Source organism: Pseudonocardia sp. NPDC049635 (genome assembly GCF_040659795.1).
GTDB lineage: Bacteria > Actinomycetota > Actinomycetes > Mycobacteriales > Pseudonocardiaceae > Pseudonocardia.
In genome coordinates this window covers 214,129-227,956 of record NZ_JBFAON010000004.1, presented here as the reverse complement: position 1 = coordinate 227,956, position 13,828 = coordinate 214,129, and the positions used below count along the sequence as shown (strand labels likewise).

At 73.4% G+C, this 13,828-nt stretch carries 12 protein-coding genes; 6 read left to right on the top strand and 6 right to left on the bottom strand.

Annotated features, from left to right (window positions below; all coding sequences use genetic code 11):
* Positions 1-44: 44 nt before the first annotated feature.
* Entirely contained in the window at positions 45-479 is a 435-nt protein-coding gene (locus AB0J24_RS07695) for a nitroreductase family deazaflavin-dependent oxidoreductase (RefSeq protein WP_358677044.1), read from the top strand.
* Positions 480-656: 177 nt separating this feature from the next.
* Here the strand turns inward: AB0J24_RS07695 and AB0J24_RS07690 are convergent, their stop codons facing one another.
* Positions 657-1,895, bottom strand: a complete 1,239-nt coding sequence (locus AB0J24_RS07690) for a methyltransferase domain-containing protein (protein WP_358677041.1) — start codon at positions 1,893-1,895, stop codon at positions 657-659.
* 455 nt (positions 1,896-2,350) lie between these two features.
* Between AB0J24_RS07690 and AB0J24_RS07685 the strand changes: the two genes are divergently transcribed.
* The 4 genes from AB0J24_RS07685 to AB0J24_RS07670 all read left to right on the top strand — a co-directional run bounded on the left by AB0J24_RS07685 (position 2,351) and on the right by AB0J24_RS07670 (position 8,704).
* A complete protein-coding gene (locus AB0J24_RS07685; protein WP_358677038.1) occupies positions 2,351-3,811 on the top strand; it encodes a nucleotide sugar dehydrogenase in 1,461 nt (486 codons plus the stop codon).
* Positions 3,808-5,259 (top strand): glycosyltransferase, encoded by a 1,452-nt coding sequence (locus AB0J24_RS07680; RefSeq protein WP_358677036.1) that lies wholly within the window; start codon positions 3,808-3,810, stop codon positions 5,257-5,259. Before AB0J24_RS07685 ends, AB0J24_RS07680 begins: the two co-directional genes overlap by 4 nt.
* A 127-nt stretch (positions 5,260-5,386) precedes the next feature.
* Positions 5,387-6,922, top strand: coding sequence for a polysaccharide deacetylase family protein (locus AB0J24_RS07675; RefSeq protein ID WP_358677033.1), 1,536 nt, complete (start codon positions 5,387-5,389; stop codon positions 6,920-6,922).
* A 144-nt stretch (positions 6,923-7,066) separates the two neighbouring features.
* A complete protein-coding gene (locus AB0J24_RS07670; RefSeq protein WP_358677030.1) occupies positions 7,067-8,704 on the top strand; it encodes an AMP-binding protein in 1,638 nt (545 codons plus the stop codon).
* Positions 8,705-8,905: 201 nt separating this feature from the next.
* Here the strand turns inward: AB0J24_RS07670 and AB0J24_RS07665 are convergent, their stop codons facing one another.
* Both AB0J24_RS07665 and AB0J24_RS07660 read right to left on the bottom strand, forming a co-directional pair.
* Positions 8,906-9,763, bottom strand: a complete 858-nt coding sequence (locus tag AB0J24_RS07665; protein ID WP_358677027.1) for an alpha/beta hydrolase — start codon at positions 9,761-9,763, stop codon at positions 8,906-8,908.
* Entirely contained in the window at positions 9,760-10,176 is a 417-nt protein-coding gene (locus tag AB0J24_RS07660; protein WP_358677024.1) for a DUF6463 family protein, read from the bottom strand. The genes AB0J24_RS07665 and AB0J24_RS07660 overlap by 4 nt, the downstream gene beginning before the upstream one ends.
* 84 nt (positions 10,177-10,260) lie before the next feature.
* Between AB0J24_RS07660 and AB0J24_RS07655 the strand changes: the two genes are divergently transcribed.
* A complete protein-coding gene (locus AB0J24_RS07655) occupies positions 10,261-10,812 on the top strand; it encodes a helix-turn-helix domain-containing protein (protein WP_358677021.1) in 552 nt (183 codons plus the stop codon).
* Positions 10,813-10,818: 6 nt separating this feature from the next.
* Here the strand turns inward: AB0J24_RS07655 and proB are convergent, their stop codons facing one another.
* From proB to rpmA, 3 genes are all read right to left on the bottom strand, one after another.
* Positions 10,819-11,937, bottom strand: a complete 1,119-nt coding sequence (proB, locus tag AB0J24_RS07650; protein WP_358677018.1) for a glutamate 5-kinase — start codon at positions 11,935-11,937, stop codon at positions 10,819-10,821.
* Positions 11,938-11,944: 7 nt separating this feature from the next.
* Positions 11,945-13,444 carry a GTPase ObgE gene (gene obgE / locus AB0J24_RS07645; protein ID WP_358677016.1) on the bottom strand — a complete coding sequence of 500 codons (1,500 nt, stop codon included), beginning with the start codon at positions 13,442-13,444 and terminating at the stop codon, positions 11,945-11,947.
* Positions 13,445-13,569: 125 nt separating this feature from the next.
* On the bottom strand, positions 13,570-13,827 hold the full coding sequence (rpmA, locus tag AB0J24_RS07640) for a 50S ribosomal protein L27 (RefSeq protein WP_358677013.1): 258 nt from the start codon (positions 13,825-13,827) through the stop codon (positions 13,570-13,572).
* Position 13,828 lies beyond the last annotated feature (1 nt).

Sequence of the window (13,828 nt, the reverse complement as noted above, 5' to 3'; positions counted from 1 at the left end):
CGCGGACGGAAGCATCGGCACTACCCGCGAGTAGGGTCGATGTCATGAAACCTCCGGATCTCGCCCTGAAGGCGATGAACGCCGGCCACCGCCTGTTGATCAAGCTCACCGGTGGCAAGATCGGTTACTCGGCAATGGGGATGCCGGTCGTGGAGCTCACCACGATCGGCCGGAAGACCGGCGCGCCGCGCACCGTGCTGTTGACCGCACCGGTGCACGGCGACGGTCGCTATGTCGTCGTCGCCTCCCGCGGCGGGGACGACAAGCACCCGGCGTGGCTGTTGAACCTGCAGGCGAACCCGGAGGTGGAGGTCTCGGTGCAGGGTGGCCCCCGGGTGCCGATGCGCGCCCGGATCGCCTCCCCCGAGGAGCGGGCGGTGCTGTGGCCCCGGATCGCCGGGAAGTACCGCAACTACGACGGTTACCAGCGCGGTACCGAGCGGGAGATCCCGCTGGTGCACCTCGAGCCGAAGGACTGAGCACTGCGCATCGCACGACACGGCGCGCGCACCGACACGGCCGGTTCCTGACGTCTGCCGCGTTGCCGCGGCCGGTCGCGTCGTCGCAGCCGGTCGCGTCGCGGTGGCCGGCCGAAGCGGTGAGCCGACCGATGCGGCGACGAGCGGGTGCCCGGCTGCAGGTCGGCGCCCGTTCCGTCAGGCCGGGGGCCGAGGGGGCGAGGGCGGCGCCGTGCGCTCACCGGGGCGCGGGCCCCAGCTCGGGCACAGCACAGTGCCGGCCGTGTCGGTGAGGCAGTCCCCGGCCGGTGACCCGTCGTCGGATCCGCCGAGGAAGGCGTCGATCCGCAGGTCCGCGGCATGCGGCCGGCCGGCCGCGATCCAGTCCTCGGCCAGTCCGGCGAGCCGGTCGGCGGCGGCGCCGCCGTCCGGGCCGAACGAGCGCAGTGTGGCAGCCGGCTCGGCGAGCAGCAGGGCGCAGCCGTCGTCGGCGGTGATGCCGAGCCCGGCGCGGCCTCCGGCCAGCGGGAACAGCGTGTCCGCGAGCCGTCCCCGGGACGGCCCGAGCAGCCGGACGACCGCAGGATCGGCGAGCGCCGACCACAGTCCGAGGCCGTCCCACAGGTCCGACACCGACCCGGCGACGGGTGCCGGGCGATCCACCCCGTTCTCGTGCAGCACGCGTTCGAGCACTCCGGGATCGGGCTCCGGGGCACCGTTGCCGCAGTGCTGGACGGTCCATCCGGATCCGGGCAGCACGGTGTCGGCGCCCGGGTCGGCGCCAGCGCCCCGGAGCCGGACGAAAGCACAGCTGCGGACGGACACCGAAGCGAGCCGGTGCGGACCGGTCCGTGCGAAAGCCACCGACAGCTGGCTGCCGCGCACGGTCAGCGGGAGCAGCAGCCGCCCGGTCGGGGTCAGCTGGAGCACCCACTCCGGACGGATGCCGGTGGAGCCGACGGTCAGTTCGATCCGGTCGTAGGGCGCCGAGGGCGGGTAGCCGCCCGCACCGTCCGCGGTGATCGTCTCGACCTCGTCGAACCCGGCCGCGAGCAGGTTGGCACGCGCGCCCTCGACCAGGTCCTCGTCGATGTCGACCGTGGTCACGGCCCCGCGACAGCCCACGATGTGTGCGAGCAGCGCGGCGTTCCAGCCCGCGCCGGCGCCGATCTCCAGGACCCGGTGGCCCGGTGCGGCGTCCAGCTGTTCCAGCATGATCGCCACCATCGACGGCTGGGACACCGAGCTGACCGTCACCCCGTCGGCGGACTTGATCGGCACGGCCTCGTCGGCGTAGGCCGCGATCGGGTCGCTCCCCGGCAGGAACAGGTGCCGGGGCACGGCCAGCAACGCGGCCCGGATCCGCGGGCTGTGCACTCGGCCCTCACGCTCCAGATCGGCCACCAGCCGGGCCCGGGCGTCGTCGGCCGTCCGCATGCCGCGCATCCTTGCGCTCACCGGTCCGCAGGACAAATCCGGCCGCCCGACCCCGCCCGACCGGGCCCGTTCGACCCGACACCGAGCTGCCGCTCCGTCGCCGTCGACATGGCGCCCGCTCGGCTCAAAAATAACTCTTCGTAGTCACGATGAGCGACATCAGCTATTCCTCGCGTGCAACGGCCTCAGCTTCTGCATGGCTACTGAGTGTGACGCGGCTGTCCCGCAGCACGAACCGCACACCACCCACAAGGGTTGACACAACAGATCACGCCTGGTGAGCGCCTTCACTCGAAGGTTGGTATCCATGTCACGCTTCGCATATGGTTTCGGTCACGACCCTGTCGCAAGCACCCTTCTACGGGCTACCTTAGCCATGGAAATAGTTCTACTCTCAATCACATGGAGTGACGCTCCGTGTGCAATCCGGTGGAGTCTTGATGTCGCTCACCTCGGTGGCCGTTCCAGCCACGTCCGACCAGTCCGGTCCGGCCACGCTTCCTGCCCCGCGCACCGCACCTGCCGGGCCCACGCTGCCGCGCGACTCCGCCGCTGTGCCGACGAGCGGCTCCGCCGCTGTACCGACGAGCGGCTCCGCCGCTGTACCGGCGCGCCACTCCACCGCGGTATCGACGTGTGACCCCGGCACCGGAACCGTCGGGATCGTCGGGCTCGGCTACGTCGGCCTGCCCACCGCGCTGGCACTCGCCGAGAACGGTCACCACGTGATCGGCTTCGACGTCGCCCCGGACCGGCTCGCCGCCATCCGCACCGGAGACGTCGACCTGCTGCCGTCCGACCGGGCCCGCCTCGACCGCCGGATCGGCACCGAACTGCTGCAGCTCACCACCGATCCCGCGGCGCTGGCCGCCGCCCGGACCGTGCTGGTCTGCGTCCCCACGCCGGTCGACCACCACCTGGTCCCGGACCTGACCGCGCTGCGCGCCGCCTGCGCCACCGTCGTCGCCCACGCCGTGCCCGGCCAGACGATCGTGCTGACCTCCACCACCTACGTCGGCTCCACCCGCGACCTGCTCGTGGCGCCGCTGGCCGAACGCGGCCTGGTCGTCGGGCAGGACGTCTTCGTCGCCTTCAGCCCGGAACGCATCGACCCGGGCGTGGCCGACCACCTGCCCGAGCGCACCCCCCGGGTGGTCGGCGGCATCACCCCCGAGTGCGGCAGGCGGGCCGCGGCCGCGCTGCTCCCGGCCTCGGCCGCGGTGCACACCGTCTCCTCCCCCGAGGCCGCCGAGATGACGAAGCTGCTGGAGAACACGTTCCGGGCGGTGAACATCGCGCTGGCCAACGAGTTCGCCGGGATCGCCCGCCGCCTCGAGGTGGACGTCCGCGAGGTCGTCGACGCGGCCGCGACCAAGCCGTACGGCTTCATGGCGTTCCGGCCCGGCCCCGGGGTCGGCGGACACTGCATCCCGTGCGACCCGCACTACCTGCTCTGGCAGCTCCGCTCCGGCCCGGTCGCCGCCCCGCTCACCGAGGCCGCGATGGGCGCGATCGCGGCCCGGCCGCACGCCGTCGTGCTGCGGGCCCGCGAGGTGCTCGCCGAGAACGGCCTCCCGGTCACCGGGGCACGGGTGCTGGTGGTCGGTGTCGCGTACAAGCCGGGTGTCGCCGACGTCCGCGAGTCGCCCGCGCTCACCGTCATCGACGAGCTCCGCAGGCTGGGTGCGGAGGTGAAGTTCACCGACCCGTTGATCGAGCGGATCCGGACCTCCGACGGTCCGCTCGAGCGCCACCCCGACGCCTCCGCCGCCGACTGGGACCTGGTCATCACACACACCGTCTCCCCGGACGCCGACCTCTCCTGGCTGACCGACGACACCGCCGGCCGGCCGGCGCCTCCGGTCCTCGACGCCGCCTACGGGCTCGCCGACGCACCGAACCGGTACGTGCTGTGAGCACCGCGACCGCCCAGCCCGGCCCCGGCCCGACCGTCACCCGGGTGTCGCCGGCGATCCCGGCACGGCACCGGAAACGCACCGTCGTGCGCTCCTACCTGCGGCGGCCGCTGGACGGGATCGACCGTCGCCCGGTCGTCGTGCTGGCCGCGCTCGCCCCGGTGACCATGCTGCTGACCTGGAAGCTGACCTCGCTGGCCGGGGACACCTGGCTCACCCTCTACGGCGTCGGCGTCACCACGGCGCTGTTCGTGACGTTCGCGCTGGCCTTCGGCTACTACACCGACCCGGCCACCGACGAGGCCGCGACCGCGCTGCGCACCGAGGACCTGCCACCGGTGTCGTTCCTGGTCGCGGTCAAGGACGAGGTGGACGGCATCGAGGACTGCGTCCGCAGCATGGCCGCCTCCGACTACCCCCGGCTGCAGGTCGTCGTGGTCGACGACGGCTCGACCGACGGCACCGCGGACGTGCTCGCCGTGCTGGCCGTCGAGCTCGGCGTCACCGTGCTCACCATGCCGGCCAACGTCGGCAAGAAGCGCGCCCTGGTCGAGGGTTTCCGGCACGCGACCGGCGAGATCGTGGTGTTCACCGACTCGGACTGCGTGGTCGAGCCGGACGCCGTCGAGAGGGCCGTCCGTGCGATCGTCGCGCACCCCGACATCGGCGGCGTCAGCGGGCACGCCCGCGCCCTCAACGCCGACACCAACATCCTCACCCGGGTCCAGGACACCTGGTACGACGGGCAGTTCGGGATCGCCAAGGCGGCCGAGAGCGTGTACGGCGGGGTCAGCTGCGTCTCCGGCCCGCTGGCCGCGTTCCGCCGTGAGGCGGTCGCGCCCTACCTGCCGGCCTGGGCCGGGGACCGCTTCGCCGGGGCGGAGTTCCGGTTCGCCACCGACCGGCAGCTGACCGGTTACGTGCTCGGCCAGTACTGGACCGGGGACCGGCTGGTCCGCCAGTATGCCGACGACCCGCTCGCGCAGCAGCCCGTCCCGCCGCGCGCCTGGCGGATCGAGTACACCCGCAGCGCGCGCGTCCGGACGACGGTCCCGCACACCGTCCGCTCGTTCCTGCGCCAGCAGGTGCGCTGGAAGAAGAGCTTCGTGCGCAACCTGTTCTTCACCGGGGGCTTCTACTGGCGCCGCGGTGTGCTGCCCTCCCTGCTGTTCTACGGGCACGTGCTGTGGGTGCTGCTCGCGCCGGTGATGGCCTTCCGGCACCTGGTCTGGCTGCCGTTGCACGGCGCCTGGCTGGTCTCGCTGCTCTACGTGCTCGGCATCCTGTTCAAAGGTGGGGTGTGGGCGGCCGGGTACCGCAGGCAGAACCCGGGCGACCCGCGGTGGCGGTACCGGCCGCTGATGAGCTTGATCTCCTCGCTCGCGCTGTCCTGGCTGCTGCCCTACAGCGCCACCACGCTGCGCCGCGGCGTCTGGTCCCGGGGGTGAACGACGTGCCCAGCACCCGTGACCGGGTTCTCGACCTCCTCTTCGCCGTCCTCATGGCGGCCGTTTTCGCCGTGCTGCTCACCCGCGGCCAGATCCTGTACTGGATGGGGATCCTCTGATGGCACCGATGCCACGTGTCTGGACACCGCGCTCGATCCTCGGCCGGGCCGGGTTGCGCACCGTGCTCGCCGTGGTCGCCGTGCTCGCGGTACTGCTCCCGGTGATCGGGACCCGGTGGCTCGGGGAGACCCTCGCCGCGCCACCTTCGGTGCGCGACCAGGAGGTCGTGCCCGCCGCGGCCGGACCGTCGGCCGAGCACGCCGCCTTCGCCGACGACCCCGCGGTGACCGCCAGGGCCGCGGGCTCGGTGCTGGTCCTCAGCTACCACGACGTCGCCCCCGAGTCCGACGGCCGGTTCACGATCAGCGCCGCGACGTTCGCCGAGCACCTGGCCGTGCTGCGCGCCGCCGGGTTCACCTCGATCTCGGCGCAGACCCTGCTCGCCGCGCGGACCGATCCCTCGGTGCTGCCCGACCGGCCGGTCATGATCACCTTCGACGACGGCACCGGAGGGGTGTGGCGCTACGCCGACCCGCTGCTCGAGCAGTACGGCTTCCGCGGTGTCGCCTTCGTGATCACCGGCCGGGTCGGCCAGCACTACCCGTACTACCTGACCTGGGACGAGCTGACCGCGATGCGGGAGACCGGCCGGTGGGACATCGAGAGTCACACCGCCGCCGGGCACGACCGGCACGACGTCGGCGAGGGGCGCAGCTGGCCGTTCCTGATCAACCGGCTGGTGCAGGCGGACGGCTCGCTGGAGTCCCCGGAGCAGGCACGGGCCCGGCTCGCCGCCGACGCCGACGCCGCGATCGCCGCGCTGGAGCTCCACGGGCACGGCCGCCCGTCACTGTTCGCCTTCCCGTTCAGCGCATCGCTGACCCCGAGCAACGATCCCGCCGTCGCGCTGGCCGGCCGGCAGATCCTCGCCGACCGCTACGAGCTGCTCTTCACCAACGACAGTGCCCGTCGCTGGGCCACCGCCGCGGACCTGGCGAGCGGGTTCGTCCCGCGGGTCGGGGCCGACACCGACACCGCGCAGGAGCTGTTCGACACGATCGTCACCGGTCTGCCCGCGCCCACCCCCGCCGACGTCGACCCGCTCGACCCGGCCGGATGGACCGACGACGACGGCGCACCGCCCTCGACCGCCCCGGACGCGCCGCTCGCGGTCGGCCCGGACGGTGTGGTGCTGCGTGCGCGCGACGAGTCCGGTACCACGGCGTGGCTGCACCGCGACCGGACGGCCGACTGGCGCGACTACACGGTGACCGGCGACTGGACGGTGCAGCGCGGCGGCTACTCGGCGCTGCTGCTGCGCGAGGGCTCCGCGGGCGCGCTGCGGATCTCGGTGGGCCGCAGCAGTATGAAGATCAGCACCGCGGACGGCGCCGAGCTCGCGACCGCACGCTTCCCGGACGCCGCCACCCACCGGGTCTCGGCGACGCTCACCGGGACCGAGCTGCGGGTCGAGGTGGACGGACGGCCGCTGCCGCGGGTGACGGTGCCCGAACCGGGCCCCGTCGGCGGCGGGATCGGGCTACGGGTGGGGGCGGCACCGTCGGAGACGACGGTGCGCGGGTTGCAGGTCTCGCCACCCTGACAGTGGGCGGATCGGACGCGCCCCCATCACCGACACGGCGATCGCCGCCCGAGGCACGCTCCGGCCCCCGACGGCCGGACGACCGCCGCCGCGACGGTCATCGGCCGATCGCAGCCCGTACCGTCGCTTCCCTACCGTGGCCGCATGGACGTCGCGTTCGGAACCGTGTGGGAGGCCGTCGCCACCCGGCTCCCCCAGGAGGTCGCCGTGTGCGAGCCCGGGGCCCGGTGGACCTACGCCGAGTTCGACGACCGTGCCGCGCGGCTGGCGACCGCGCTGGAGTCGGCAGGGGTCCGGGCCGGGGACACCGTCGCCTGCTACCTGTACAACGGCTCGGCGTACCTGGAGACGGTCTTCGCGGCGTTCAAGCTCGGTGCGGTCCCGGTGAACGCGAACTACCGTTACACCTCGGCCGAGCTGACCTCGCTGCTCGACGACGCGGGTGCCGCCGCGATCGTGTTCAGCGGGCCGCTCGCGCCGAACGTCACCCACGCCGCGGAGCACCTGCCCGCACTGCGGTTGCTGGTCCGCGACGGCGACGCACCGGACGGCGACCCCGGCCCGGAGGCGGCCGACCTGGCGGAGACCCGCCGCGCCACCCCGCCCCGCCCGCACGTCCCGCGGCCGGGTTCGGACCGGCTGTTCATGTACACCGGCGGCACCACCGGACGGCCGAAGGGCGTCGTGTGGCAACAGGCCGACCTGCTGCACAGCATCGCGGTCGCGGTGTTCGGGCCACTGGGCCGCGCCGCCCCGCCCACCGATCTCGACGACGCCGTGGAGCTCGCGGTGGCCGCCCGCACCGGCGACCGGTCGCCGGCCACCCTGCCGGTGGTGCCGCTGATGCACGGGACCGGGCTGTTCAACACCCTCGGTGCGCTGCTCGTCGGCGGCCGGGCGGTGCTCACCCGGCCGGGCAGGCTGGACCCCCGGCACGTCTGGGAGACCGTCGCCGCGGAACGGGCCGGCACGATCGTGGTGGCGGGCAACGCCGTCGCCGTCCCGCTGGTCGACGAACTGGTCCGGGCCGAGCGGGCAGGTGCGCCGCACGACCTGTCGTCGCTGCAGGTGGTGCTGAGCTCGGGGACCGCGCTCGGCGACCGGGCCAAGCAGGCACTGCACGAACGCACCGACGTCACGATCACCGATGCGATCGCGGCCAGCGAGGGTGGCCCGTTCGCCTTCGCCGTGACCCGCTCGGTGCAGGACCTCCCGTCGACGTTCCGCCCGGTGCCGGCGACCCGTCTGATCACCGACGACGGCCGGGTGCTCCCGCCGGGCGAGTCCGGGACCGGGGCGCTCGCCTACCGCGGCCCCCTCCCGCTCGGTTATCACGGCGACGCCGAGCGCACCGCCGCGACGTTCCGGATCGTCGACGGGGTCCGCTACGCGGTGCCCGGTGATCTGGCCGAGCTGACACCGGACGGCGCGATCCGGTTCCTCGGACGCGGCGCCGGGGTGATCAACACCGGTGGCGAGAAGGTGCACCCGCAGGAGGTCGAGGACGTGCTGCTCACCGATCCGGCGGTGGCCGACTGCGTGGTCGTCGGGGTACCGGACCCGGTGTGGGGTGAGCGGGTGACCGCGGTCGTCGCCTCCCCCGGCGCCGGCCCGGAGCTGCCCGAGCGGTTGCGCGGGCTGGTCCGCGCGGCGCTGGCCGGCTTCAAGGTGCCGCGGGTCGTGGTCGTCGTGGACGAGCTGCCGCGCACCCCGACCGGCAAGATCGAACTCGCGAAGGCCCGGGAGCTCGCCGGGGCGGTCCCGACGAGACCTTCGGCGTGACGCCGACCGGGACGGCACGGTACTGAACCGTTGACAGAACAGAGCAGAATCCGTGCCGAGACCGACGGCACCGCCGCTGTGGGACGACAACTGGCCCGCGATTCGGTCCCGCAGTGACCCGCCCGGGCTCACCGCCCGCGGCTCGGCGACCCCGGCCGCGTCCCAACGACGTCACCCCACCACTGCGCCACGGGCCGGCGATCACGACGCGGTGTGCTGCACGATCGCCGGGGCCACCACGTCCCACCGCGGCCGCGGGGGCGGTTCGTGACCGGCGCCCGGCACCTCGACGAGCCGCGCGCCCGGGATCTCCTCGGCGAGGGCGATCCCATGTCCGAGCGGCACGAACGGGTCGTCGGTGCCGTGCAGCACCAGCGTCGGGACCCGGATCTCCCCCAACCGCCGGCGCCACGGCGCGCCGGGATCGAGCAGGAAGTGGTTGGTGAAGGCGGCCGCGCTGTCCACGGTCCGGTCGAACGTCTGCTCGGCGAGCGCGCGCCATCCCAGCTCGTCGAACGGCAGGCCACCGGTGTAGGCCCGTTCGCCCGCGACGTGGTACCCGACCACGGCGTCGCGGTCCGACCAGTCCGGTTCGGGCTGCTCCTCGGCGAACATCGCCGCGAGGGCGGCCGACATCGGCGGCAGGTCCGGGGCCTCGTGCCCCGGACCACCGGGTGTGCCGGACATCAGGGTCAGCGTCTCGACCCGGTCGGCGTGGTCGAGCGCGAGCAGCTGACCGATCGCCGCGCCCATCGACATGCCTGCCACGTGCGCCGCGGAGAGGTCGAACGCGTCGAGCAGGCCTGCCGCGTCGTCGACGAGGTCGCGCAGCCCGTAGTCCGGCGCGCCGGGTGGTGAGCAGCTGGACCGGCCGGTGTCGCGGTGGTCGTAGCGGAGCACGAACCGGCCGGCTCCGGCCAGTCGCGCGCAGAACTCCGCGTCCCAGTACAGCATCGACGCGGCCGCCCCCATGATCAGCAGGATCGCCGGGTCGCGCGGCTCGCCGAACCCCTCCACGCACAGGTCGACGCCGTTGGCCCGCACCATCTGTGCGGTCATGACCGCGGCTCCCGGTCCCCGGCGACCAGCAGGGCACCGATGACGGGCACGGTCCAGCTCGGCGAACGGGGCATCATCGCCGTGAACGGGACCCCCCACGCCAGCAGGACCCAGCCGATCCCGGCCGGGACCCGTCCGTTGCGGCGCTCCGACCACAGCACGAGCGAGCCCAGCGCGAGCATCGGAGCGCCGAAGCTCCCGAGCGTGCGCCACAGCACGGTGGTCCGTTCGGCCTCTGACGGCGTGGTCGGTTCGGCGAGACGGACCGTGTCCCACCACCCGTCGGCCCAGGCCCCGGTGAGCGTCCGTCGATCGTCCAGCGAGGCGACCACCGTGTGGGCGGCGCCGAGTCCGACGGCGAGCCAGCCGGCCGCGACCGTCAGGTGTCTGCGTGCGAGGCGGTGTCGGGGCATGATCCCTCTCCGATCTATACGGCAGCGTATATTTCACACCGTACCGCTGTTGTACGCTCCCGTACAGATCGAGGAGGAGGCGGGATGGCGCGAGCGCGCACCCCACGGGCGGCCTGGATCGACGCCGGCCTGAGCGTGCTCGCCGCCCGCGGACCGGATGCGGTGCGGGTCGAGGCACTGGCCGCGCAGCTGGGTGTCACGAAGGGCGGCTTCTACGGCTACTTCGACGACCGCCGGGCACTTCTCGAGGAGATGCTGGACACCTGGGAGCGACGCTGCATCGACGAGGTCCTCGACCGGGTCGAACAGGAAGGTGGCGACGCACGGACCCGCGCCCGTCGGGCCGGTGAGCTGACCTTCACCCCCGAACTGCTCACCCTCGACCTCGCGGTGCGCGAGTGGGCCCGCCGTGACGAGGGCGTGGCCGAGCGGCTCCGTCGGGTCGACGACCAACGCCTGGGCTTCCTGCGGACCCAGTTCGCCGACCGGTTCACCGATCCGGTCGAGCTGGAGACCCGCTGCCTGCTCGCGTTCTGCACCGCCATCGCGTCCGACCTGATCCTGGCCGGGCACCCCGGGCAGACGCGCGAGGAGGTCGTCGACCGGGCCGAGGCACTGCTGTTCGGCGGGAGCTGAGCGCAGCTACTGGATCAGCACCAGGTCGTCGGCGTGCACCAGTTCGCGACGCTGCTCGGGCGGCAGCTCCCGGGTGCGGCGGCCGATCATCGAGGGCAGCTCGGCCGCGTCGTAGGAGACGACGCCACGGGCGATCGGGCGGCCGTGCGGGGCGAGCAGTTCGACCACGTCACCCGCGACGAAGTCCCCGGAGACACCGTGCACACCCGCGGCGAGCAGCGACCGGCGCCGGGTACGGACCGCGTCGACGGCGCCCTCGTCGAGGTCGAGCGCGCCACGCACGTCGGCGGCGTGCCGCAGCCAGAACCGGCGGGCACTCATCCGACGGCCGGAGGCGCGGAAGGCGGTGCCGACCTTCGGGCCGTCTGGGCCGGTGTCGACGGCGGCGGCGGCCTCCTCGGCGGAGGTCAGCAGCACCGGGATCCCGGCGGCGGACGCCGTCGCCGCCGCCGTCACCTTGGTCGCCATCCCGCCGGTGCCCAGCCCGGACCCGGGCCGGCTCACGCTGATCCCGGCCAGCTCGGCCGGGTCCTCCACCTCGGTGACCAGCGACGATCCAGAGGCCCGAGGGTCACCGTCGTAGAGCCCGTCGACGTCGGAGAGCAGCACCAGCGCGTCCGCGCCGACGATGTGTGCGACCAGGGCCGCCAGCCGGTCGTTGTCACCGACCCGGATCTCGGCGGTCGCGACGGTGTCGTTCTCGTTGACCACCGGCAGCGAGCCGAGCTGGAGCAGCCGTTCCAGGGTGCGCTGCGCGTTGCGGTAGCTGGCCCGCCGGATCATGTCGTCGGCGGTGAGCAGCACCTGCCCGATGCCCTGGCCGTGTCGGGCGAACGACGCCGAGTAGGCGTGTGCCAGCAGCAGCTGCCCGACCGAGGCGGCCGCCTGCTGGGTCGCGAGATCCCGGGGCCGCTTGCGCAGCTGTAGCGGTGCGAGCCCGGCGGCGATCGCACCGGAGGACACCAGCACCACCTGGCTCCCGGCCTCGCGACGGGTCATCAGCGCATCCACCAGCGCGTCGAGCCGCGCCGGGTCGAGCCCACCGGTGAGGCTGGTCAGCGAGGACGACCCGACCTTGACGACGATCCGGCGGGCCGCACCGATCGCGGATCGGGTCGTGCTCATGACCCGCTCACCGTTCGAGATCGTGGTCCGAGGCGTACCGCGCCCCGGCCGCGAGCTCGGCGTCGGACAGGTGGGCCCGCCGCGCCGCGCGGGCGTGCTTGCGCTCGGCGGCACCGACCCGCTCGTTGTTCTCCAGCCGGACGTCGGTGCCACGTCCGGTGAGCAGCGCCGCGACCCCGGCCGGGGTCGACGGTTCCCAGTCGAAGGTCACGTCGCCGATGGTGACCGGGCAGCCGGGAACCGCTCCCGCCTTCGCCAGGGCCTCCTCCACTCCGAGCCGGGCCAGCCGGTCCGCGAGGTAGCCGACTGCCTCGTCGTTGTCGAAGTTGGTCTGCCGGATCCAGCGCTCGGGCCGCTCGCCGCGCACCACGAACCCGCCGTCGAGTTCGGTGTCGGGCTCGATCGTGAAGCCGGAGTCGTCGATCGCCTTCGGGCGGATCACGGTGCGGGTGGGCTCGACCTCGGGCTGCGCAGCCCGGGCCGCGGTGACCCGCTCCGCCATGGCGAAGCTCAGCTCCCGCAGCCCCGACCGGGACGCGGTGGAGATCGCGAAGATCGGCCAGCCGAACCGCTCGGCGAGATCGGTCCGGACCATCTCGACGAGCTCGGCGGCGTCCGGGACGTCGATCTTGTTGAGTGCGACGAGCCGGGGTCGCTGGTCGAGCCGCTCCCCCAGTGCGCTGGTGCCGAGCTGGTCGGCGTAGTGCGCGAGCTCGGTCTCCAGGGCCTCGATGTCGGACACCGGGTCGCGCTCGGGTTCGAAGGTCGCGCAGTCGACGACGTGCACCAGCACCGAGCAGCGCTCGATGTGCCGGAGGAACTCCAGGCCGAGTCCGCGCCCGTCGGCCGCGCCCGGGATCAGCCCGGGGACATCCGCGACGGTGAAGGTCTGCTCACCGGCGCTGACGACCCCGAGCTGCGGGACGAGCGTGGTGAACGGGTAGTCCGCGATCTTCGGCCGGGCCGCGGAGAGGGCGGCGACCAGCGAGGACTTGCCGGCACTCGGGAACCCGACCAGTCCGACGTCGGCCAGCGACCGCAGTTCGAGGGTGTAGCTGACCTCCTCGCCGGGCTCGCCGAGCAGCGCGAAACCGGGCGCCTTGCGCGCGGTGGAGGCCAGCGCCGCGTTGCCGAGACCGCCACGGCCGCCCTCGGCCGCGACGAACCGGGTGCCCGGCCCGACCAGGTCGGCGACGATCTCGCCGTCGGCGTCGAGGACGACCGTCCCGTCCGGGACGCGCAGTTCCAGGTCGGGCGCGTTGGCCCCGTTCTTGAACGAGCCCTGTCCCTGGGTGCCGCTGCGCGCGGTGGCGTGCGGGCGGTGGTGGTAGTCGAGCAGCGTGTGGACGCCCGGGTCGACGACCAGGACGACCGAGCCGCCGCGGCCACCGTTGCCGCCGTCCGGCCCGCCGAGGGGCTTGAACTTCTCGCGGTGCACCGAGGCACAGCCGTTGCCCCCGGCTCCCGCGGTCGCGTGCAGCACGACGCGGTCCACGAAACGGGACATGGTGCCTCCTCGGTGCGGTGCCGGCACTGCGGTACTGGCACTGCGGTATCGACATGACGAACGGCGGGCCCCCCGCTTACCGGGGTGACCCGCCGTCGGTGTCGTGGACGTGCTGGGCGGGTCGCTCAGACCTCGGCCGGCACGATGCTGACGGTCTTGCGTCCGCGCTTGGAACCGAACTGCACGGTGCCGGCCGCGAGGGCGAACAGCGTGTCGTCCTTGCCGCGGCCCACGTTCACACCGGGGTGGGTGCTGGTGCCACGCTGGCGGATGAGGATCTCCCCGGCCTTGACGGTCTGGCCGCCGAAGCGCTTCACACCCAGGAACTGCGGGTTCGAGTCGCGACCGTTGCGGGAGCTGGACGCACCCTTCTTGTGTGCCATG

Excerpts from the sequence above, each read along its gene's own strand:
- AB0J24_RS07695 (WP_358677044.1), top strand. The coding sequence starts at position 45 with ATGAAACCTCCGGATCTCGCCCTGAAGGCGATGAACGCCGGCCACCGC.
- AB0J24_RS07690 (WP_358677041.1), bottom strand. The coding sequence starts at position 1,895 with ATGCGGACGGCCGACGACGCCCGGGCCCGGCTGGTGGCCGATCTGGAG.
- AB0J24_RS07675 (WP_358677033.1), top strand. The coding sequence starts at position 5,387 with ATGCCACGTGTCTGGACACCGCGCTCGATCCTCGGCCGGGCCGGGTTG.
- AB0J24_RS07670 (WP_358677030.1), top strand. The coding sequence starts at position 7,067 with ATGGACGTCGCGTTCGGAACCGTGTGGGAGGCCGTCGCCACCCGGCTC.
- AB0J24_RS07665 (WP_358677027.1), bottom strand. The coding sequence starts at position 9,763 with ATGACCGCACAGATGGTGCGGGCCAACGGCGTCGACCTGTGCGTGGAG.
- AB0J24_RS07660 (WP_358677024.1), bottom strand. The coding sequence starts at position 10,176 with ATGCCCCGACACCGCCTCGCACGCAGACACCTGACGGTCGCGGCCGGC.
- AB0J24_RS07655 (WP_358677021.1), top strand. The coding sequence starts at position 10,261 with ATGGCGCGAGCGCGCACCCCACGGGCGGCCTGGATCGACGCCGGCCTG.
- proB (WP_358677018.1), bottom strand. The coding sequence starts at position 11,937 with ATGAGCACGACCCGATCCGCGATCGGTGCGGCCCGCCGGATCGTCGTC.
- obgE (WP_358677016.1), bottom strand. The coding sequence starts at position 13,444 with ATGTCCCGTTTCGTGGACCGCGTCGTGCTGCACGCGACCGCGGGAGCC.
- rpmA (WP_358677013.1), bottom strand. The coding sequence starts at position 13,827 with ATGGCACACAAGAAGGGTGCGTCCAGCTCCCGCAACGGTCGCGACTCG.